The sequence below is a fragment of the Flavobacterium sp. HJSW_4 genome (genome assembly GCF_042436695.1).
Taxonomy (GTDB): domain Bacteria; phylum Bacteroidota; class Bacteroidia; order Flavobacteriales; family Flavobacteriaceae; genus Flavobacterium.
Genome location: NZ_JBHNPP010000002.1, coordinates 313,321 through 334,945 on the forward strand (window position 1 = coordinate 313,321; position 21,625 = coordinate 334,945).

19 protein-coding genes are annotated in these 21,625 nt (G+C 33.5%); 11 read left to right on the top strand and 8 right to left on the bottom strand.

What is annotated here, in order from left to right:
* Positions 1-13: 13 nt before the first annotated feature.
* Both ACE01P_RS03195 and hutH read right to left on the bottom strand, forming a co-directional pair.
* Positions 14-658, bottom strand: a complete 645-nt coding sequence (locus ACE01P_RS03195) for a DUF47 domain-containing protein (protein ID WP_125719613.1) — start codon at positions 656-658, stop codon at positions 14-16.
* Positions 659-707: 49 nt separating this feature from the next.
* Complete coding sequence (gene hutH / locus ACE01P_RS03200) at positions 708-2,222, bottom strand: histidine ammonia-lyase (RefSeq protein ID WP_379694062.1); 1,515 nt, start codon at positions 2,220-2,222, stop codon at positions 708-710.
* Between the two features lie 566 nt (positions 2,223-2,788).
* Here hutH and thrA point away from each other — a divergent pair.
* The 4 genes from thrA to ACE01P_RS03220 all read left to right on the top strand — a co-directional run bounded on the left by thrA (position 2,789) and on the right by ACE01P_RS03220 (position 9,722).
* Entirely contained in the window at positions 2,789-5,236 is a 2,448-nt protein-coding gene (thrA, locus tag ACE01P_RS03205) for a bifunctional aspartate kinase/homoserine dehydrogenase I (RefSeq protein WP_379694064.1), read from the top strand.
* 143 nt (positions 5,237-5,379) lie between these two features.
* Positions 5,380-6,303: a homoserine kinase gene (locus ACE01P_RS03210; protein ID WP_379694065.1), complete on the top strand. Its 924-nt coding sequence runs from the start codon at positions 5,380-5,382 to the stop codon at positions 6,301-6,303.
* Between the two features lie 106 nt (positions 6,304-6,409).
* On the top strand, positions 6,410-7,699 hold the full coding sequence (gene thrC / locus ACE01P_RS03215; protein ID WP_379694068.1) for a threonine synthase: 1,290 nt from the start codon (positions 6,410-6,412) through the stop codon (positions 7,697-7,699).
* A gap of 283 nt (positions 7,700-7,982) precedes the next feature.
* On the top strand, positions 7,983-9,722 hold the full coding sequence (locus ACE01P_RS03220) for an AIPR family protein (protein WP_379694071.1): 1,740 nt from the start codon (positions 7,983-7,985) through the stop codon (positions 9,720-9,722).
* Positions 9,723-9,859: 137 nt separating this feature from the next.
* Here the strand turns inward: ACE01P_RS03220 and ACE01P_RS03225 are convergent, their stop codons facing one another.
* Complete coding sequence (locus ACE01P_RS03225; RefSeq protein ID WP_379694074.1) at positions 9,860-10,063, bottom strand: hypothetical protein; 204 nt, start codon at positions 10,061-10,063, stop codon at positions 9,860-9,862.
* 144 nt (positions 10,064-10,207) lie between these two features.
* On the opposite strand from ACE01P_RS03225, the gene ACE01P_RS03230 reads away from it, so the two are divergent.
* Positions 10,208-10,414, top strand: a complete 207-nt coding sequence (locus ACE01P_RS03230) for a helix-turn-helix transcriptional regulator (RefSeq protein ID WP_379694077.1) — start codon at positions 10,208-10,210, stop codon at positions 10,412-10,414.
* Positions 10,415-10,421: 7 nt separating this feature from the next.
* On the top strand, positions 10,422-10,904 hold the full coding sequence (locus ACE01P_RS03235) for a hypothetical protein (protein ID WP_379694080.1): 483 nt from the start codon (positions 10,422-10,424) through the stop codon (positions 10,902-10,904).
* Positions 10,905-11,034: 130 nt separating this feature from the next.
* Here the strand turns inward: ACE01P_RS03235 and ACE01P_RS03240 are convergent, their stop codons facing one another.
* Positions 11,035-11,805, bottom strand: a complete 771-nt coding sequence (locus ACE01P_RS03240; protein WP_379694082.1) for a hypothetical protein — start codon at positions 11,803-11,805, stop codon at positions 11,035-11,037.
* Positions 11,806-12,100: 295 nt separating this feature from the next.
* Here ACE01P_RS03240 and ACE01P_RS03245 point away from each other — a divergent pair, with 295 nt between their 5' ends.
* Both ACE01P_RS03245 and ACE01P_RS03250 read left to right on the top strand, forming a co-directional pair.
* Positions 12,101-13,117 carry a hypothetical protein gene (locus tag ACE01P_RS03245; protein ID WP_379694085.1) on the top strand — a complete coding sequence of 339 codons (1,017 nt, stop codon included), beginning with the start codon at positions 12,101-12,103 and terminating at the stop codon, positions 13,115-13,117.
* Positions 13,118-13,280: 163 nt separating this feature from the next.
* Positions 13,281-13,787: a GNAT family N-acetyltransferase gene (locus tag ACE01P_RS03250; RefSeq protein WP_379694087.1), complete on the top strand. Its 507-nt coding sequence runs from the start codon at positions 13,281-13,283 to the stop codon at positions 13,785-13,787.
* Positions 13,788-13,992: 205 nt separating this feature from the next.
* On the opposite strand, the gene ACE01P_RS03255 is transcribed toward ACE01P_RS03250, so the two are convergent.
* On the bottom strand, positions 13,993-14,565 hold the full coding sequence (locus ACE01P_RS03255; protein WP_379694090.1) for a Crp/Fnr family transcriptional regulator: 573 nt from the start codon (positions 14,563-14,565) through the stop codon (positions 13,993-13,995).
* A 234-nt stretch (positions 14,566-14,799) separates the two neighbouring features.
* On the opposite strand from ACE01P_RS03255, the gene ACE01P_RS03260 reads away from it, so the two are divergent.
* Positions 14,800-15,915 (top strand): polysaccharide lyase family 1 protein, encoded by a 1,116-nt coding sequence (locus tag ACE01P_RS03260; protein WP_379694092.1) that lies wholly within the window; start codon positions 14,800-14,802, stop codon positions 15,913-15,915.
* A gap of 241 nt (positions 15,916-16,156) precedes the next feature.
* Here ACE01P_RS03260 and ACE01P_RS03265 read toward each other — a convergent pair whose 3' ends face one another.
* The 3 genes from ACE01P_RS03265 to ACE01P_RS03275 form a co-directional block, all read right to left on the bottom strand.
* Positions 16,157-16,540, bottom strand: a complete 384-nt coding sequence (locus ACE01P_RS03265) for a DUF3037 domain-containing protein (protein WP_379694095.1) — start codon at positions 16,538-16,540, stop codon at positions 16,157-16,159.
* The gene (locus ACE01P_RS03270) at positions 16,530-17,312 is read right to left on the bottom strand and encodes a HipA family kinase (protein WP_379694098.1); all 783 of its coding nucleotides are present in this window, start codon (positions 17,310-17,312) and stop codon (positions 16,530-16,532) included. The genes ACE01P_RS03265 and ACE01P_RS03270 overlap by 11 nt, the downstream gene beginning before the upstream one ends.
* 220 nt (positions 17,313-17,532) lie before the next feature.
* Positions 17,533-18,381 (bottom strand): NAD(P)H-hydrate dehydratase, encoded by an 849-nt coding sequence (locus tag ACE01P_RS03275; RefSeq protein WP_379694101.1) that lies wholly within the window; start codon positions 18,379-18,381, stop codon positions 17,533-17,535.
* Between the two features lie 234 nt (positions 18,382-18,615).
* Here ACE01P_RS03275 and gcvT point away from each other — a divergent pair, with 234 nt between their 5' ends.
* Both gcvT and ACE01P_RS03285 read left to right on the top strand, forming a co-directional pair.
* Positions 18,616-19,698, top strand: coding sequence for a glycine cleavage system aminomethyltransferase GcvT (gene gcvT / locus ACE01P_RS03280; RefSeq protein ID WP_379694104.1), 1,083 nt, complete (start codon positions 18,616-18,618; stop codon positions 19,696-19,698).
* 199 nt (positions 19,699-19,897) lie between these two features.
* Positions 19,898-21,625, top strand: a 1,728-nt coding sequence (locus ACE01P_RS03285) for a S41 family peptidase (RefSeq protein WP_379694107.1), incomplete at its 3' end; no start/stop codon positions are given.

The window sequence follows — 21,625 nt, forward strand, 5'->3', positions numbered from 1 at the left end:
ATGAAAAATTGAATTAAGAATGTTTTACAGAAATAGATTCTAGTATGTTCGCAACACTCTTACATTTGTCTGTTGCTGATTCTAAAACAGATAATACTTCTTTATATTTAATAATATTTTTAGCATCTGTTTCGTTTTCAAAAATTTCAAAAACTGCTTTGTTATATACGTTATCAGACTTGTTTTCTAGTTTGTTGATTCTAGCACAAGCTTCTTTAATAACATTGATATTTTTTAAGTTGCTTAACTCTTTTACAGCACTGTCAATGTTTTGACAAGCTTCAAGGTTAATTTCTGTCATCTTTCTGATAGATTTTGTAATCTTATCAACTTGATAAAGTTTCATACGGCTTGCAGCTCCGTGAAGGTAATCTGCAACGTTATCAATAGAAGTAATTAATGTGTGGATGTCTTCTCTATCAAATGGAGTAATAAAGTTTCTACTCAATTCCAAATTGGTTTGACGTGTAATGTCTTCACCTTTTTGCTCTAATTCGTCAATTTTTTGAAAAAGAACTTCTCTCTCTTTTAATGGTAAATTTACAGCTTCGTGTAAGTTAGAAGCTAATTCAATTAAATTGCTAGAAGCTTCTTCAAAAAGTGGAAAGAATTTCTTGTCTTTCGGCACTAAAAATTGGAAAATACTGTTTATTGACATTGTTTTATTTTTGATAGCGCAAAATTACCCCCAATAACACGTTTCAGTGTTAAGCAATTGTTAACAAATCGTTTTCAATTTGAAAACTCGAAAGGAATAAAACCGTGTTTTCTATGTCATTATGTAAGATTCGATCTTCTTTAACTAATGGCACAACTTCGCGATAGCTGTTCAAAAACATTTCAATAAAATCACTTGATTTTAGAGGTTCTCTATACGCAATTGCCTGAGAAGCATTTAACAATTCTATTGCTAAAATACGTTCTAAATTATCTAAAATACGTAAGGCTTTCGTAGCCCCGTTTGCTCCCATACTTACGTGGTCTTCTTGACCGTTGCTAGAAACAATGCTATCAATACTTGCTGGAGTTGCTAATTGTTTGTTTTGACTGGCAATACTTGCAGCAGTATATTGCGGAATCATAAATCCTGAATTTAATCCTGGATTATCTACCAAAAATGCTGGAAGATTTCTTAATCCTGAAATTAACTGATACGTTCTTCTTTCAGAAATACTTCCTAATTCTGCCAAAGCAATTGCCATAAAATCAAGAGCTAAAGCTAAAGGTTGTCCGTGGAAATTTCCGCCAGAAATAATCTGATCGGCTTCAATAAAAATATTTGGATTATCAGTTACAGAATTAATCTCTGTCTTGAATACTTTTCGAACATAATCAATCGCATCTTTTGAAGCACCGTGAACTTGTGGCATGCAACGGAAAGAATACGGATCTTGAACGTGTTTCTTTTCTTGAGCAATAATTTCGCTTCCTTCTAAGAATTCAGTAATTCTTTGAGCTGTTACGATTTGTCCTTTGTGCGGACGAATATAATGTATCAATTCGTTAAAAGGCTCGATTCTTCCATCAAAACCTTCTAGAGAAATTGTTCCGATTAAATCAGCTAAATACGAATATTTGTAGGCTTTAATTAAAATATGCGCTCCATAAGCACTCATAAATTGAGTTCCGTTTAATAAAGCCAAACCTTCTTTTGACTGTAAAACAATTGGTTCCCAGTTAAAATGTTTTAAAACTTCTGCTGAAGCCACTTTTTTCCCTTCAAAAAGAACCACTCCCTCACCTATTAAAGGCAAAGACATATGTGCTAAAGGCGCTAAATCTCCTGATGCTCCAAGTGAACCTTGAGTATATATTATTGGAAGAATATCATTATTATAAAAATCAACTAAACGCTCCAATGTTTTTAATTGAACGCCAGAATGTCCATAACTTAAAGATTGGATTTTTAGCAGAAGCATCATCTTCACAATCTCAGCTGGAACTTCTTCGCCAGTTCCGCATGAGTGAGATTTTACTAAATTCTCTTGAAGTTTAGATAAATTTTCGTTTGAGATTTTCACACTATATAACGAACCAAACCCCGTGTTGATTCCGTAAATTGGTGCTGTATGCGATGCCATTTTCTTATCTAAATAATCACGGCATTTCTGAACATTTACTTTAGCTTCTTCAGACAATTCTAGAATTTTATTCTGACCTAAAATTTCTTGCAATGTTTCTAAAGTGATCGTTTCCGAACTTATATAATGGATCTCTCTCATGATGATTTCAAATTTTAAACGCCAAAATTCAACAAATCAACATTAAAAAGCAAAAAATTATCACAATAATTACAGTTTCAATAAAAAATGTTTGCCTGCTTTAAATATCTTTTTAAATCAAATTTCTATGTTTTACCAGTTTTTTAGCTCTTTTTGAGTTAAAATTCAATTGCTTGCATAGATTAAATCCTTAAAAAACGTATTCTAAAATATATCAAAACATCAGTTTAACATATCCAATTTTAACAAATGCTCAATATTGAATTACTGAGATTTGAATTATTAAAATATTCGTAAAAAAGCTTTTTAAGTTTTTAACTCTTATAAAAAGCTGTACTTTTGAAAAATCAAAAATGAAAAGTAACAGCATAAAATATCAATCTACAATTATTACAACTCAAACAGGAGTTGCAATTGCTGCTACCATTATTTCTACTACAACAACTACTACCCCTTAGGGGTATACATTTTTACATATAAACCTGGGTTATCTATACTTTTTTCTTGAAAGAAGAAAGGTAATGGATACATAAAAAATAGTTGCAAAAGAAAAAATATCACATAAAATGAAAGTATTAAAATTTGGCGGAACTTCTGTAGCCAATGCTCAAAATATAAAACTCGTTCTCGAAATTGTTAACCAAAAAGCAAAACAAGACCAATTGGTTGTTGTAGTTTCTGCTCTTAGCAAAGTAACCGATTTATTGCAATCTGCGGCGGCAAAAGCAGCTGCAAACGACGAAAGCTTTAGAGAAGTTGTTGCTGAAATCGAGAAAAAACACCTTGACACTTTAAAAGAACTGATTCCCGTAAGCGAGCAAAGCAGTCTTTTAAGTCATGTAAAAAGAATCATCAATCATTTAGAAACTTTATTGGACGGTTGTTTCCTTTTAGGCGAATTATCTCCAAGAACTGCCGATACTATTTTAAGTTTCGGAGAATTGCTTTCTTCTTTTATCATTGCTCAGGCATTTCAACAAACTGAAAAAGAAGCAGTTTACAAAGACAGCCGCGAATTAATCAAAACAGATAATAACTTCGGAAAAGCTGCGGTTAACTTCGAAGTTTCGAATCAATTAATAAAAGATTATTTTGCCGATAACAAAGCAAAAATCAATATTCTGCCTGGATTTATCGCTCAGACTTTAGACGGAATCACTTCAACTTTAGGTCGCGGCGGATCTGATTATACTGCAGCAATTATCGCTGGAGCAATCGACGCTGAACAACTAGAAATCTGGACCGACGTAAACGGAATGTTTACTGCGAATCCTAAAATTGTAAAACAAGCGCAGCCAATTGCAAATATCTCGTACCAAGAAGCAATGGAATTGTCGCACTTTGGAGCAAAGGTTTTGTATCCGCCAACAATTCAGCCGGTTTTAAGAAAAAACATTCCGATTTTAATCAAAAATACTTTTGAGCCAGAAGCAGAAGGAACTTTAATTTCTGATGTTGTTTTGTCAAAAGATACAGTTGTAAAAGGAATCAGCCATATTGATAATATTTCGCTTTTAACACTTGAAGGTCCGGGAATGATTGGAGTTGCGGGTTCTTCTAGACGTTTGTTTGAAGTATTGTCTCAGGAAAAAATCAACGTAATTTTTATTACTCAAGCTTCTTCTGAGCATTCAATTTGTATCGGAATCTTGAATTCTGATGCTGATAATGCTGAAGCTGCGATTAATAGAGCTTTTGAAATCGAAATTTCTCAGAACAAAATTGATCCTTGTTATGTAGAAAAAGACCTTTGCATTATAGCTTTGGTAGGTGAAAACATGAAAAATCACCAAGGTTTGAGCGGAAGAATGTTCAGCACTTTAGGAAAAAACAACGTAAACATTCGTGCTATTGCGCAAGGTGCTTCTGAAAGAAATATTTCGACTGTAATTAATGAAAGAGACGTTAAAAAAGCGTTGAATACTTTACACGAAAACTTCTTTGAAGAAAACACAAAACAGCTGAATTTATTTGTAATGGGAGTTGGAAATGTGGGTGAAAAATTCATCGAGCAAATCCACAACCAAAAGAAATTCTTAAAAGATGTTTTAAAGATTAATGTTCGCGTTATTGCTTTATCAAATTCAAGAAAAATGGTATTTGATGAAGACGGAATTTCTCTAAAAAATTGGGATGCCGCTTTAAGCGAAGGTGAACCAGCAAGCATTGAAGAATTCATTAAAAAAGCAAAAGAACTGAATTTACGTAACAGCATTTTTGTGGATATTACTGCAAATGCAACAGTTTCTGAAGCTTACGAGAAATTCTTAAAAGAAAGCATTGCAGTTGTAACTTGCAACAAAATTGCTTGTTCTTCTGCATACGACAACTATAAAAAATTAAAAAACCTATCTCGTCAATACAACGCTCCTTTCTTGTTTGAAACGAATGTTGGTGCGGGATTGCCAATTATCGATACAGTAAAAAACTTGATTGCATCTGGAGATAAAGTGCATAAAATTCAAGCGGTTTTATCTGGAAGTTTGAACTTTATTTTCAACAATTTTGATGAAAACAATTCTTTCCACGATGTGGTAAAAGAAGCTGGAGTTCAAGGTTTCACAGAACCAGATCCGAAAATCGACTTAAGTGGAATCGACGTTGCTCGTAAAATCCTGATTCTAATTCGCGAAAGCGGTTACGAAATGGATATTGACGCCATTGCAAACGAATCATTCTTGCCTGCTGAATGTTTAGCAACAACAAACAATGATGATTTCTTTGCTTCTTTAATCAAACATGCATCTCATTTTGAGAACATTTACAAAGAAGCTTTAGCAAAAGATTCAAGATTGAAATACGTAGCGCAATTCGAAAACGGAAAAGCAAGCGTAGGACTTCAATTTATTCCAAAAGATCATCCTTTCTACAACTTAGAAGGAAAAGATAATATCGTGCTTTTCTACACAGATCGTTACGTAGATCAGCCTTTATTAATCAAAGGAGCTGGAGCTGGAGCTGCTGTTACAGCTTCAGGAATTTTTGCTGACGTTATTAGAATTGGAAATATCTAAAGAGGCACAAAGGCTCAAAGGTGCAAAGGGACAAAGTTAGAAACCTTTGAACCTATGAACCTCTGCTCCTTTAAACCTAAAAATATAAAATAGTGACAAAGCCTTTGTTCCTTTGAACCTTTGCCACTTTGAACCTATAACAAATGACAGAAATAAAACTATTTTGCCCAGCTACAATCGCCAATCTATCATGCGGATTTGACGTTTTGGGACTTTGCTTAGACAATGCGGGTGATGAAATGATTGTTCGAAAATCAGATCAAAAAGGAGTTCGAATTACTAAAATCGTGGGTGCCGATTTGCCTCTTGAAACCGAGAAAAACGTTTCGGGTGTGGCGGCTTTGGCAATGTTAGCGACTTTGGACGAATTGGATTTTGGATTTGAAATTGAAATCTATAAACATATAAAAGCGGGAAGCGGAATTGGAAGCAGTGCTGCAAGTTCTGCCGGAGCGGTTTTCGGAATCAACGAATTATTAGGAAGACCATATTCTCGTAAAGATTTGGTTCAGTTTGCGATGCAGGGCGAAAAGTTAGCGAGCGGAAACGCGCACGCTGATAACGTTGCTCCTGCCCTTCTTGGCGGATTTACTTTGGTAAGAAGTTACGCGCCGCTTGATATCATCAGAATTGACAGTCCAGAAGAATTGTACGCAACGGTGGTTCATCCGCAGATTGAATTGAAAACTTCTGACGCTCGTTCGGTTTTAAAACAAAACGTTTCTCTAAAAAGCGCCATCATGCAATGGGGAAATGTGGGCGGACTTGTAGCGGGTCTTTACACTAAAGATTATGAGTTAATCGGAAGATCGCTTCATGACGAAATCGTAGAACCTTTAAGAAGTGTTTTAATTCCAGGTTTTGACCAAATCAAAAAAACGGCTTACGAAAATGGCGCTTTAGGTTCTGGAATTTCAGGTTCTGGTCCGTCGATTTTTGCTTTAAGCCGAGGAAAAGAAACCGCAGACCAAATCGCCAAAGCCATGAGCGAAGTTTACGAAAAAATGAATTTACCGTATGAAATTCACGTTTCTAAGATTAATCCAGACGGCGTAAGAATTTTGTAAAAGCAATAAAATTAACCATATAAGTAATATAAGTTCATTTAATAAAAATGCACATAAAGTTTTATGTACTTATATTACTTATATGGTTTAAAAATAAAAACAACCAATGAAATACTACAGTTTAAACCATAATGCCCCAAAAGTTTCTTTTCAGGAAGCTGTAATACAAGGATTGGCGAGTGACAAAGGATTATATTTCCCAGAAAGCATTACGCCTCTTGATCCTTCATTTTTTGATAAAATCGAAAGTTTAAGCCACGAAGAAATTGCTTATGAAGCGATTAAACAATTCGTTGGCGACGAAATACCTGCAGAAAAACTAAAAGAGATCATCGCGGAAACTTTAGTTTTTGATTTTCCTGTTGTGAAAGTCGAAAACGGAATCTATTCGTTAGAATTATTCCACGGACCAACAATGGCGTTTAAAGACGTTGGAGCGCGATTTATGTCGCGTTGTTTGGGTTATTTCAATAAAGACAAAAAAGATGCTAAAAACACCGTTTTAGTAGCGACTTCTGGAGATACAGGAGGCGCTGTTGCAAGCGGATTTTTAGGCGTTGACGGTGTTGATGTTGTCATTTTATATCCGTCAGGAAAAGTGAGCGATATTCAGGAAAAACAATTGACGACTTTAGGGCAAAATATTAAAGCGCTAGAAGTTGATGGTGTTTTTGACGATTGTCAGGATATGGTAAAAAAAGCGTTTTTAGATGAAACTTTAGCGCACAAAAACCTGACTTCGGCGAATTCTATCAATATTGCGCGTTGGTTGCCACAGATGTTTTATTTCTTCTTTGCTTACAAAGCGTTGAAGAGCCAAAACAAACCATTGGTTTTCTCTTGCCCAAGCGGCAACTTCGGAAATATCTGTGCAGGAATTATGGCAAAGAAACTAGGTTTGCCAATTGAACATTTCGTTGCTTCGACAAACGTAAACGACACGGTGCCAAGATTTTTAGAAAACGGAAAATACGACCCGAAACCTTCTAAAGCGACAATCTCTAACGCAATGGACGTTGGAAACCCAAGTAACTTTATTAGAATTCAGGAATTATACAATAATGATTTAAAGGCTTTTGAAAAAGATTTTTCTTCGTACAGCTACACCGACGAAGAAACGCTAAAAGCCATGAAACAAATTTACAACACAGACGGTTACATCGCAGAACCTCACGGCGCTGTTGGTTATTTAGGTTTGAAAAAAGAACTTGAAAAATACCCGAACGCTATTGGTATTTTCTTAGAAACCGCTCACCCAATTAAATTCTTAGATGTGGTTGAACCTGCACTAGGAATTACGCTTCCAATTCCAACACAAATTGAAAGTGTTATTAATGAGGAGAAAGTTAGTGTGAAGATTGGGACTTATGAGGAGTTAAAGGCTTTTTTAGGGTAATCATTCATTATCATCATATTACAAAACGACTGAGATTTATTTTCAGTCGTTTTGTTTTTTGAGTTAATCCTTTTGTATAAAGTATTCTTTAGATTTATTTTTTTTTAAAACTAATTATCTTATATCAAGTTTAAAAATCTAGTAAGAAAAAAACATATATTTGGAAGTAAGAAAACGAAATAAAACTTCGCTTATCTACCCGATTTTAGGTGTACATGCGAAAGTTCGTTTTGCATATAAATGAGTTAAATGCAATTTTAAAAATAGAACTGAAAATAATATAATGGATTTAATTACAACTGGTTTTTTAAACGACTTTATAGATAGAAAAGGATATTCCAAACTAATTGAAAGTCAAAAATTTGAATATTTTTGCAATTTTTGTGTAATAAACAAAGAATATGATTCTATTTCTTTTGACGAAAAACTAATTAGTACGGGAAATTCTACACAAGGAATAGACGGTATTGGTATCATCGTAAATAATAAATTGTGTCAGAATGTAAGTGAAATAAAGCAAGTCATGGAAATGAATAGAATGTTAACTGTTACATTTATATTCATACAATCTAAAACATCAAATTCATTCAATAATCAGCATATTGAAAACTTTTGCAGATGGACAAAAAACTTTTTTAGCGATGAGTCAAACTTGTTTACAACAGATGAAATGAAAAACGCAATAGAAATGCGTGAATTTGTCTATAATAATGCCAATCTAAAATACATGAAAGACAGAAATCCAATTTGCAAATTGTATTTCTGTACTAATGGCAAATGGGAATCTGACCCGAATTTAATAAGCGTAATTAATTCAAACAAAAATGAAATTGAAAATTTAGATTTATTTCATTCCGTTGAAATTATTCCAATTGACTCAAAAGCTCTTCAAAATTTATATAGAAAAACAAAAGAACCTGTTGAAGCAACAATAAAATTTGAAAGAAAAGTAAATATTCCAACTATTAAAGAGATTACAGTTGCCTACTCAGGATTATTACCTTTTTCAGAGTTTAGGAAAATCATAATTGACGATACAGGTAAAATGAAATCTGTATTTGATGATAACATACGTGATTATTTAGAACAAGATAATAATCCAGTTAATAAAGATATTTCAAGTACTTTACAAAAAGGAAATTTAGACCAGTTTTGCATATTAAATAATGGTGTAACAATAGTAGCAGAGGAAATAACAGGCCCAGGAGAAACCATCACTTTAACTAATTATCAAATAGTAAATGGTTGTCAAACAAGCAATGTTCTTTATGAAAATAGAAACATTGAGGGAATTGAATTAATGCATGTTCCTGTTAAAATTATTGTTACCAATGATCAAAATATTAAAAGTCAAATTACTCGTGCTACAAATAACCAAACAGCAGTTAATGCGGTTGAATTAGAAGCTCTGTCTGATTTTCAGAGAAATTTAGAAGATTATTACAACGCCTTGCCGAAAGATAATTCTAAATTATTTTATGAACGTAGGACAAATCAATACAAAAACTCTGATGACATACAATTATACAAAGTTGTAAATAGAGAAAGTCAAATTAAATCATTATCGGCAATGTTTTTGAATAATCCACATAACGTTGCTGGAAACTATGGAAAGTTAATAGAAAAACTTGGTGTAGAAATTTTTAATGCTGACCATGATTATTTTCCATATTATATTAGTTCTCTTTCTTATTATAATTTGGATAAGCTTTTAGAAGAGAATAAATTATTTTCTAAATCAAAAAGATTTAGATATCAAATATTAATGGTATTTAGATTTTTAATAACCAAAACGATTTCTCCAAATCTAAAAGATAGAGGAAGAATGCAAAAACAATGTCAACAAATACTTGATATTCTAAAAGATGAACAAAAAACTTTAGATTTTTTTCATGAATCAGCTAAATTCATTGAAAGCGATGAATTAAAAATTGATTTTAATGACAGAAAATCTGTTGAACGTAAAGATACAACTACACTAATATTAGATAAACTAGCTGAAATTCACTTGTTTAAAAAATAAAAAAAACTGTTCTACGAAGTGTTACGATCACCCCGCTAGTGCGAGCGTCCCGCTCGTGAACGCAAAGAAATTCAAAAACCAATTAGAACGGGCACGAGCGAGACGCTCGCGCTAGCTTAGTATTAATTATTTAATTCTCATCTATTACTTCGTTTATAAGTTATTGGTTTTGCAAAGCAACTTTCCTTAAACTCCGCAATTTCATCTTTTAATTTCTTGTTTACATTATGCAGTAATTCGTTCTGTAATTTCATTATAGCCAATAAATCGTTCATCGCGTTTAGGTTTTCCAATTGCATCATAACGATCTGTTCTAGATTTGCTTTAGTGTATGCTTTCATAAATTATATATTAAATTTCAATACAAATATATATTAAATTATAATATTTTACAATATATTTTTATATCATAATTTAACACATTCAAAATAAACTATCAATAGACAATAATTTTCTATACTAAATATTGTTATAAAAAATACTTAATGGCTAATATTCAAATGAACAAAATAAAAGAAGTTCTAAAACAACAAGGGAGAACGCAAACATGGCTAGCCGAAAAAATTGAAAAAAGTTATGTTGTGGTAACTAATTATTGCAATAATAATTCTCAACCAAGTATTGAAATTCTGAGAAAAATAGCTGAGGTATTAGATGTTGATGTTAGAGAATTATTAGTTCCAACAAAATAAAGAACAAATGGCAATTTGGCAATATCTTTTAATTGTAGTTCCAGAAAATTCTATTGATAAGAATTGTAATATTTTTGAAGATAACGAAACTGAATTTTTACCAGACACTAATTCTTATTGGGAAAATTTTGTTGGCAGTCCTAATGATATTATTTCAGAACTTGATCAAATTCTTCCAAAAGCAAATTGGGGTGATGAAACTTATCTGAATTGGAAAGGTGACAGCAATAAAGACGAAGATAATGATGCTTGTATTTGCCTTACAGATGATACAAATCAAATAGAAGAATTTCAATTCAGAATTGATTTGAGAAAAGCTTCAAATATTACAGACATTCTTCAATCAATATTGAAACTTTGCAAAAAACATAATCTTGTTTTAATTGACTTAAAAGGAGAAATTTTCGAACCAAATTTAGAATATATTTTAAAAAGCATTAAAGCTTCAAATGCTGCACGATTTCTAAATGATCCAATAAAGTTTTTCTAAGATTTAAGCAATAAAAAATAGCCCTCGCTAGCGCTAGCGACGATTTACGCAGATTATTTAAAAAAATTAGTGTAAATCAGCGTTTTTGCGAAAGCAAATCCGTTTTATCCGCGTTCTAGTTTATGCAGCTTTATTTCTTCGTCCCCAACAAATACAAAATCTTTGTAGGTCCAGATTTTACTTTCTTTATTTCCCAATTAAAATTTTCTTTATTGTTCAAATTAGCAACCAAAGCATTCATTTCGTCAACAGAATACGTTCGCAAAGACGAAACTACGCCATCCCAGAGAATCAAAATTGGCACAATCGGAATTAAGTAAGTAAAAATAATTCTTCCAATATGAAACGGTCTTATAAAAGGTGTAGTTAGTAAAACACTAATCGGCGAAAAAATCATGGCCATAATACTCTGAAGACTTCTCTCCTGCCCTTCAAAAATTGCAATAGAACTATTGGTGTCAATAGCATTTTGTAGAATTTGCTGCGCATCTTTCGGTTTAAAATGATGAAAAGACAAAAACTGCGTTCGAAGTCCTTTTAAGTTTTCGGGAACGTTTCTCGCATCGACCGAAGTTTTTACAAAATCAAAATTGTCGGCTTCTTTTTGTGTATGTTCGAATGCAGGAATATTAGGAAAATAATCTGTCAGCAGAATTTTTAAATCGGGATTGTTTTTTCTCAATTGGGCGTTGAGCCAAATTAATCCGCCACCTCCACCCGATGCGAGATCAATAATTTGATTGGTTTGGCTTTCTTTTAATCCTTTTTCGATTACAGGAACTATGCCTTTGTACATGGCAGTTTTATTCGAAAGAAATTGCAGAAAATCAGTTATATAATTTCTAATAAATTCTGGAAGCCATTGCTGATCTTCAAATTCGAATAAATGAATTCTTGCCATAGTATTTCGTTTTCAATTTATTACAAATTTGGAGAATTTTATTTAAATATTTACTTATAGAAATTTAAAATCTCTTCTTTTTTACTTCTCTTCTTTCCAGAACAAATGTATATTTCCATTAAAAAGCAAACCCTTAACTAGCATTCATAATTGATTTACACATCAGAGTCATCAAAAAAAAGGATTTTACGAGTTTCCGTAAAAAAATAATGAAAATGTAACTTAGTTTTACACTTTTTTATAATCTCAATATTAAATAACTAACAAATCAAAATTACCAGACATTAAAACTAGAATGAAAAAAATTACCGCCCTACTTCTATTTACAACCTCAACATTGTTTATTAGCTGTTCTTCTAATGAAGACTCAAATCCACAAGATCCAACACCAACTAAACCTGAAGTTGTCGAGCCACAAGAGCCTACTCCAAATACACCAGAAATTGACGATCCAAGATTGCCAAATCAAAAAATCTTAAGACCAGCTGTAAAGCTTTTTCCAAAGAAAGATAACTTAAAAAGTATTCTAAAGATCGATGCGGCTACAATAACTAAAGATGCTACTGGGAATGAAGTGAAAAGTGACATTACAGAAACAAAGTTTTCATACAACTCTAAAGGAAGATTAAGCTCTATAGATAGTAAAAGTAGTAGCACTAATAATTTTATTATTACAAGTAATTTCAATTACAACGACTCTGACGGTTTAATTGCTAAGACTCATCCCACTGATGTTTATCAATTAGATAGTAAAGGGTACATCACTAAAATAACGGATAAATATGGAAAAATATTAAATCTGTCTTATGACGAAATTGGCCGTTTAATAAAACAAGAAGGGAGTTATCAATATAATCAATCAGTAAGAACCTCTGATTCACCCGATGCTAGTGTTGAAAATCGTGTAGGAAAAAAAGAAACTAAAACTACATACAATTATGTTGGTGATAAAATTTTTGTGGAGACAATAGATAACGAAAAAGACTATGTCAAAATTACCTATATCGACAATAAACTTGTTAAGACTATTGAAGACAGGATTACAGTAACTAATTTCGAAATTACGGTAGATTATAGTAAGGCGGGAATCTATTCCAGTGAACCTATTTTTAGAGAAAATTTCGGAGATTGGCTTCATGTGACAGAATGGAAAATTAAAACTGCTGTTGATGGCGTAGCCAAATATGATTATAAATATGATTATGATTACAACTATGACAGTAACGGATATTTGACAGTAATGACTCAAACATTCACAAACACATATGGCGGCAAACAAATGATCAGAAGATTAAATTTTACCTACGAATAATATATTTCACAAAAGACGAATGGATGCAATGTGACAGAACATTCGAAATAAACATTAGAAATGGCTTTAACCAAAAACTAAAAAATTTTGGCTAAAGCCATTTTCTACTATAACTTTGTTCCCACAGCTAAAGCTGTCAGCAATTCATTTTTTATTAAATAACATGATTACAAAAGCATTACTCGAAGATATTCCAGCATTAACCGTTTTAATAAATTCAGCTTACAGAGGCGAAACTTCTAAAAAAGGCTGGACAACCGAAGCGCATTTATTAGAAGGAAAAAGAACCGACGAACAAGAAATGACCGAAATCTTTTTGGATCCGAAAAATACGATTCTGAAATTTACAGAAAATAATACCATTATCGGTTCGGTTTTATTGGTAGAAAAAGGAGATCAATTGTATTTAGGAATGCTTACGGTTTCGCCAGAACTTCAAAACAGCGGAATTGGAAAAAAGCTTTTGGCTGAAGCCGAAAATCATGCTAAGTCTTTAGGGTTGTCAAGTATTATTATGACGGTGATTTCGGTTCGTGAAGAACTTGTGGCGTGGTACAAACGTCATGGATATGCCGATACAGGAAAACGTGAGGCTTTTCCTGAAAGTGATATTCATACTACGGTTTCTGAAGTTCCCTTGGAATTTATTTATTTGGAAAAAAAGCTTTGAGAGTTTAACCGCTAAGAATGCTAAGAATTACGCAAGGTTCGCTAAGATTTTTTTAATCTCGCAGAGTCGCGAAGACGCAAAGTTTAATTGAAAAAACAACCATATAAGTAATATAAGAATTTTAAGTTTTCCGCTTAATTGAGCTTATATTACTTATATGGTTCAAAAACTTTGCGACTCTGCGACTTTGCGAGATTTTATTTTATCAAGAAACTGTTCTTTTAATCTTCGATAAAAACTCATGAGAAACGCCCAAATACGATGAGAGATTCTTGTTGTTTATCGAACTTACTTTTTGCGGATATCGTTCTTTAAAATCTAGATATCGTTGTTTAGAAGTTTTTTGGAGAACATCCAAAAGTCGCTGCTGAATGGCAACATTGGCACGTTCGATCATGAGAACATGAAACTTAATGAGTTTCGGAATTACAGCAAACAAATACGCTTTTTGCATTTTAGTGATAACTACTATTTCGCTGTCTTCAATGGCTTTAATGTTGTACGTTGTTGGTTTTTGATGATAAAAACTTTCGAGATCGCAAATCCATTCATTTTCAAAAGAAAAGAAAATTACGGTTTCTGTTCCGTTTTCATTTACAATGTAGGTTTTGAACGATCCTTTTAAAATAAATCCTTCATAACTGCTGTTCGAATTCTGAATTTGCAAAAACTGATTCTTTTTCAGCTTAATAATCTCTGCTTTCGAGACAATTATGTCCCATTCTTCATCCGTGAGCGGAATTTTCCTTTCAATGTTTTTTCTTAGTAGGTTGTACATTTTTGTGGTTTTTGTTTAAGAATAAATTTGTTTCTCAACTCATTGTTAGTTAGGGGCAAAACAATGTAATCGATTACGTAAAATTACTCTATTTATGCATTTTTGTAAATTTACAAGTGTTAAAAAAACACATTTCGTAGATTTTTTTACAAAAGTTTGAACTTGTTCAACTTTTTTCCTACAAATAATATTGAGTTTTGCGGTGTCAAACTTTTTAAATAACCAAACTTAATTATGAACTTAAAATCAAAACTTTCAATGTTCGCAGTAGCATTGATTCTCGGATTTACGGCATGTAATTCTGAAGAAATCGCTTCAAACACAGAAGCAAGTACTCAACCGGCAAACGAAGCTACGGTAGATGCCTCAACTAATCCGACAGGTAAAATCGGAAATTGCGCTCAAGTTCCAGGATGGGCTTCGCAAAACGGAGGTACAACTGGTGGTGGTTCTGCTGCAGAAACTACAGTTACCACTTACGCTCAGTTGAAATCGGCTATCGAAAACGCTTCGGTAAAAGTGATTAAAGTTTCTGGAACAATTACTGTTACTACAAGATTGTCTTTTCAAGATCAAACTGGAAAAACAATTTATGGTGCTAGCGGTGCAAAACTGGTTTCTACTAACCAAACAAAAGATGCTTCTGGAATCATCAACATTAAAAGATGTAAAAACATCATCATCAGAAACTTGATTTTTGAAGGACCAGGTGCTTACGATACAGACGGATGGGATAATGCTATTCTAGACGAATGTACAAACGTTTGGGTAGATCACTGCGAATTTAGAGATGGTGTTGACGGAAACTTCGACATCAAAAACAAATCAGATTATATTTCTGTTACGTATTCTAAATTCCACTATTTAAAACCACCAAAAGCTGGAGGTTCAGGAGGATCAGACGATCACAGATATTCTAACTTAATTGGTTCTAGCGACGGTGCAACTGGTGACCGCGGTAAATTGAGAATCACTTTTGCAAGATGCTGGTGGGCTCCAGGTTGTAAAGAAAGAATGCCTAGAGTTCGTTTTGGAAAAGTACATATTGTAAACAGTTTCTTTAACAGTACAGTAAGCAATAAATGTGTTGCTGCAGGTTTTGAAGCAAATATTTTTGTAGAAAGCAACGTTTTTGAAGGTGTAAAAACACCAATTGATTTAATGAGTGGTTATACTGCTGTTACAGCAACAGATAACGTTTTTACAAGCACATCAGGAAATCAAGCTGGAAGCGGAACTGCTTTTACTCCACCTTACTCAATCGTAAAATTGGCTAAAACTGCAGTTAAAGCTGATATTTCTGCAAACGCAGGACCTACTTTAGGAGGTAATGTTTGTGGTTCTTTTTAATTGAATTAGAATAAATAATAAGTTAGTTTTTAGTTAGAAACCACGGATTACAGTGATGTAATTCGTGGTTTTTTAGTTTTTGTTTAGTTTGTTTCAAGTTTCAGGTTTCAGGTTTAATCGCCTAGTTTGTCATTCCGACGAAGGAGGAATCACAACTATTAATAAAAAACAAAAAGACGCACAGCAGTGCGTCTCTATAAAAAACCTTTGTCCCTTTGTAACTCTGTCCCTTTGAACCTTTTTAAAGAACCAATTCTTCAAATAAACGCTGAATTGTTTTCTCTAAATCTTCACATAAACCCGGATGAGGTCTTGAGGTTTGAATGGCTGAACTTCTAATCGCCGTTAACCATCTAAAACGCTCTGGAATTTCAAACTCAGCGATTGGACCGCCGTCTTTTGCTCCGTTGGCAATTTTAACTAATGATGTTAAATTACATTCTAACTGTTCGATATCGAAATCGGCAGAAAGGGCTTGTATTTTTTCTTTATTTAAATGAAAAAGAACCTTTATAAATTTGGCTTTTTTGCAAAACAAAATGATTCCGATATTCAGGAATTCTTCGCGCTCTACCCTTGGCACAACACGAATCACAGCATATTCGTATAAGTGATTATCTTGCATTTTGAGCCTGGTTTACAAATATTTCTGAATTCTCTAATCTTGTCTTTAAAAACTGCAAATACACGTTTCGCAATCCTTCTGGAGTTTCGTCGGCATCTTCCCATTGCAACCAGTCTAGTGGAATTGTATTGACAATTTCTTCTAAAATTTCTGGTGTAAGAATCGCTTTAAACTCGGCATCAACTTCTTTTAAAAGTGAAGCTTGTGGCAATAAAACGTGATCTTTTATCAATGCAAACGGACTTTTAGCATGTTGTTCCCAATTGTTCCAAGAATGATGAAAATACAAACATGCTCCGTGATCGATCAGCCATAATTCTTTATGCCAAATCAGCATATTGGTATTTCTGAAAGTTCTGTCAACATTGGTGATATAGGCATCTAACCAAACAATCTGCGAAGCTAATTTAGCATCTACAGTTGTTACAGCTGGATCAAAAGTGATTGCGCCAGATAAAAAGTGAAGCGCTAAATTTAATCCTTGACTTCCTTGCAATAAATCCTGAATTTCTTCATCGCCTTCTGTTCTTCCGAAAGCTTCGTCAAGGTTTGCGAATACTAATTCTGGTAGTTGTAATTTTAAGGCTTTTGCGATTTGTCCGCCTACTAATTCGGCAATTAGGGCTTTTACGCCGTGTCCGGCACCTCTAAATTTTAAAACGTATTTAAAATCGTCGTCGGCTTCTGCTAAGGCTGGTAAAGAACCTCCTTCGCGTAGTGGAGTTATATAACGGGTAACGTTTACCGTTCTGAGATCGAAGTTGTTTTTCATATTACAAACTTACTAATTTTTTCTAACCGCAAGGCACGCTAAGATTTACGCTAAGGATGCAATTTTGAACCATATAAGTTATATAAGATGATTTAAGTGTTGGATTAAAAAAATATCGCAAAGTCACGAAGTCGCAAAGAAATATAAGAAAAGACTTTGCGACTTTGCGAGACTAAAAAAAACTTTGCGAACCTTGCGTAATTCTTCGCGCTCTTTGCGGTTAAACCTCTAAACTCAAAAAAGCTTTTCCAAGATATTTTATAATTGTAGAAGCCGTAAAAGATTCATAACCTGTTTTTGGGAGAGCTAAATCGGCTGTAAGTCCGTGGAGGTAAACACCTAGTTTTGAGGCGTATTTTGGCTCGTAACCTTGAGCGAGAAGACTTGTTAGAATTCCGGTTAAGACATCGCCGCTTCCTGCGGTTGCGAGTGCTGCGTTTCCGCTTGTGTTTTCGTAAACTGAAGTTCGATTTATAATGAATGTCGGTGCGCCTTTCATGACGACTATGACTTTGTATTTCTCTGAAAAAGTGATTGTTTTTTGAAATTTCTCCGCTTCTGAATTCCATTTTCCAATAAGACGTTCTAGTTCTTTTGGATGAGGTGTTAGAATCGTGTCTTCTGGAACTAATTCTAACCAAGATAAGTTTTCTGAAATGATATTTAAAGCATCTGCATCAAGAACTAAAGGCGCTTTATTTATTCGCAGAAATTCGAATAAGGCTTTTTGTGTTCCAAGCTCCTTTCCTATTCCTGGGCCAATTCCGATGGCTTGTGGAATTAAAGGTAAATGAATATTGGTGATGAAATTGGTATTTTCGTCGGTTACGGTCATTACTTCGGGAATTGAAATTTGAAGGATTTGATAACCGCATTTGGGTATAAAAGTCGTTACGAGTCCACAACCTGATTTTAGGCAGGATTTTGAAGCTAAAACTCCTGCTCCTATTTTACCATAACTTCCCGCAATAATCACCGCATGACCTTGTGTACCTTTGTGTGCTTTGGAATCTATGGGTTTGTATAGCTTTAGAATTTCTTCTTTATTAATTAAATACGGTGATTTCATCTGAACGATTTTATACAATAAAATTACATAAAAAATTGAAAACCTGAATTTTCTTTTGAAAACGTCTCTCCTAGCCCTGATAGTAGCGGCATCCTTTTTGTTTTTTCTTTAAAAACAAAAAGATATAGCGGATAGCAGGAAATAGCTCCTAATTATTGCGAAATTTATAATTTAAGACATTCAAATTTGATATTTTTTGAATAGATTTGCAAAACAATTTTATAAAACAACACAATGAAAAATACTGCGCTTACGCACATACATGAAGGTTTAGGAGCGAAAATGCTTCCTTTTGCGGGTTATAATATGCCTATTACTTATGAAGGGGTTAATGCTGAACACGAAACGGTTCGTAACAGCGTGGGAGTTTTTGATGTTTCGCATATGGGTGAATTTTTGTTGACAGGTCCAAATGCTTTGGCTTTGATTCAGAAAGTGACTTCAAATGATGCGTCGACTTTGACGATTGGAAGAGCGCAATATTCTTGTCTTCCGAATAATGAAGGCGGAATTGTGGACGATTTGATTATTTATAAAATGAAAGAAGAAGAGTATTTGCTAGTTGTAAATGCTTCGAATATTGAAAAAGACTGGAACTGGATTTCTTCTCACAATGATTTGGGAGTTGATATGAAGAATCTTTCTGATGAGTATTCTTTATTGGCAATTCAAGGGCCAAAAGCGGTTGAAGCTATGCAGTCTTTGACTTCTGTTGATTTATCTGCAATTACATATTACCATTTTGAAGTGGGTGATTTTGCTGGTTTTAGCGATGTAATTATTTCTGCGACTGGTTATACTGGTTCTGGAGGTTTTGAAATCTACTGCAAAAATGTTGATGCTGAAGCAATTTGGAATAAAGTTTTTGAAGCTGGAGCTTCTTTCGGAATTCAGCCAATTGGTCTTGCAGCGAGAGATACTTTACGTTTAGAAATGGGATTCTGCCTTTACGGAAATGATATTAACGACACAACTTCTCCGCTTGAAGCTGGTTTAGGATGGATTACGAAATTTACTAAAGATTTCACTAATTCTGAAGCACTTAAAAAGCAAAAAGAAGCTGGTGTTACAAGAAAATTAGTTGCTTTTGAAATGCAAGAACGTGCAGTGCCAAGACATGATTACGAAATTGTTGATGGCTCTGGAGCGGTAATCGGAATTGTAACTTCTGGAACAATGTCGCCTTCTATGAACAAAGGAATTGGTTTAGGATATGTTACAACTGCTCATAGCGGAGTTGACAGCGATATTTTTATTAGAATCAGAAAAAATGATGTTCCTGCTAAAGTGGTAAAATTGCCATTCTACAAGAAATAATTTTTATCGAAATAAAGTAGAAAATGCGTTACGTTGGTAACGCATTTTTTGTTTTTAGAGAAATCTACTTTTGGCGATTTATTTTGAGGTTTGTTCGTTTAACGGTTAAATACTTTTGGTTGTCGATATTTTGCAAAAAATACTACAATTTGTAAAAAAATTAGTGTAACTTTAATCATGAACCCATGAATTTCCATTTATGAAAAAGATTTCACTACTCCTTTTTTTGCTGACATCAACTATATCCTTTGGTCAGAACAGCGCAGAAACTTGTGAAATATTAAACAAAATAAATGCGCTTATTCAAGCAGAACACTTAAGACCAAAACCTGTTGATGACAGTCTTTCTGTTTTCGTTTTTGACAATCTCATTAACGAACTAGATCCTTCTCGCAATATCTTTTTTAAGAGCGAATATGATGAAATGGCTAAGAAATATCGTTACAATTTGGACGATTTAATTCTAAAGAACGACTGCAGTTTTCTTACTGATATTAAAGCTACATACGTAAATGGTCTTATACGCACTAAAAAAGTTTTAGAAAAAATTCAGACCATTCCGATCGATTACAATAAGAAAGACACTATACGTTTTTATAAAAAATCTTTTTCTTTCTATCTTAAAAAAGAAGACATGGAAAAGGTTTGGATAAAAAAACTGCGTTATCAGATCTTAGACGACATTGCTGAAATGAGCGAAAATTTAGATTCGGTAAAAGCTAATTTCCCATCTATTGAAAAGGCTTCAAAAAATAGAATTCTTACTAACGAAATCTGCCGTTTTAGCACACTTATAGATTCTGATACAAAACAGGAAGAAAAACTCTATAATTTCTTCTGCACATATTTTGATCCGCATACGACTTATTTTAGCGATGATTCTAAAACGAGTTTTGTTGCTTCTTTATCAAAAGAACATTTGTCGCTTGGAATGACGGTTAATTTGAACGAGAAAAATGAAATTATTATTGATGAGGTAGATCCAAACGGGCCTGCGTATCAAACAGGGCAGATAAAAAAAGGCGATCAGATTATTTCGATTTCCAATCAGAAAGAAACGCTTCAGGTTTCTTGTGCTTCTTTGGAATCGATATCATCCATGATTTTATCTGAAAATAACAAACATATTACACTTACTTTAAAACGCAATTCAGGCAAAAGTTTTGATGTTTATATCGAAAAACAAATGATGAAAGATGAAGAAAATTCGGTTTTCAGTTTCATTATTGGTAAAGACAGCAAAATTGGCTACATCAAAATTCCGAGTTTCTATGCCGATCTTGATGGCAACAGCCGAAAAGGTTGCGCAGACGACGTTGCCCGTGAAGTTATTAAACTGCAAAGAGACAGCATAAAAGGCCTTGTCATTGATCTTATTGACAATGGCGGCGGCTCTATGGAAGAGGCTATCAAACTGGCAGGAATGTTTGTAGATTATGGTCCGCTTTCAATTGTAATTGACAGTAAAAAAGAAAAATCTGTAATTAATGATCCTTTTAAAGGTGTTATTTACAGAGGTCCAATTGTGGTATTGGTAAACAGCAATACGGCTTCGGCAAGCGAGTTTTTTGCTTCGATTATGCAAGACTATAACCGCGCACTTTTATTAGGTAGCAATACGCTCGGAAAAGCTACTATGCAGACTATTCTTCCGCTTGACGACGAAAAAAGCACTGATTTCTTAAAAATTACAATCAATAAATTTTACAGAATAACGGGAAAAAGCCATCAATATATTGGGGTAAAACCAGATGTTGTGCTTCCTGAATTTTACGAAGACATTTATCAAAAAGAAAGTGATTTTCCGACGGCAATAAAAAACGACAGCATAGAGCCTTTCTTAAAATACAAAACTTATGTGAAGCGGAATTTAATTGATAAAATTGCCAAAAACAGTTCGGAGCGATTATCTGATAATTACTTTTTT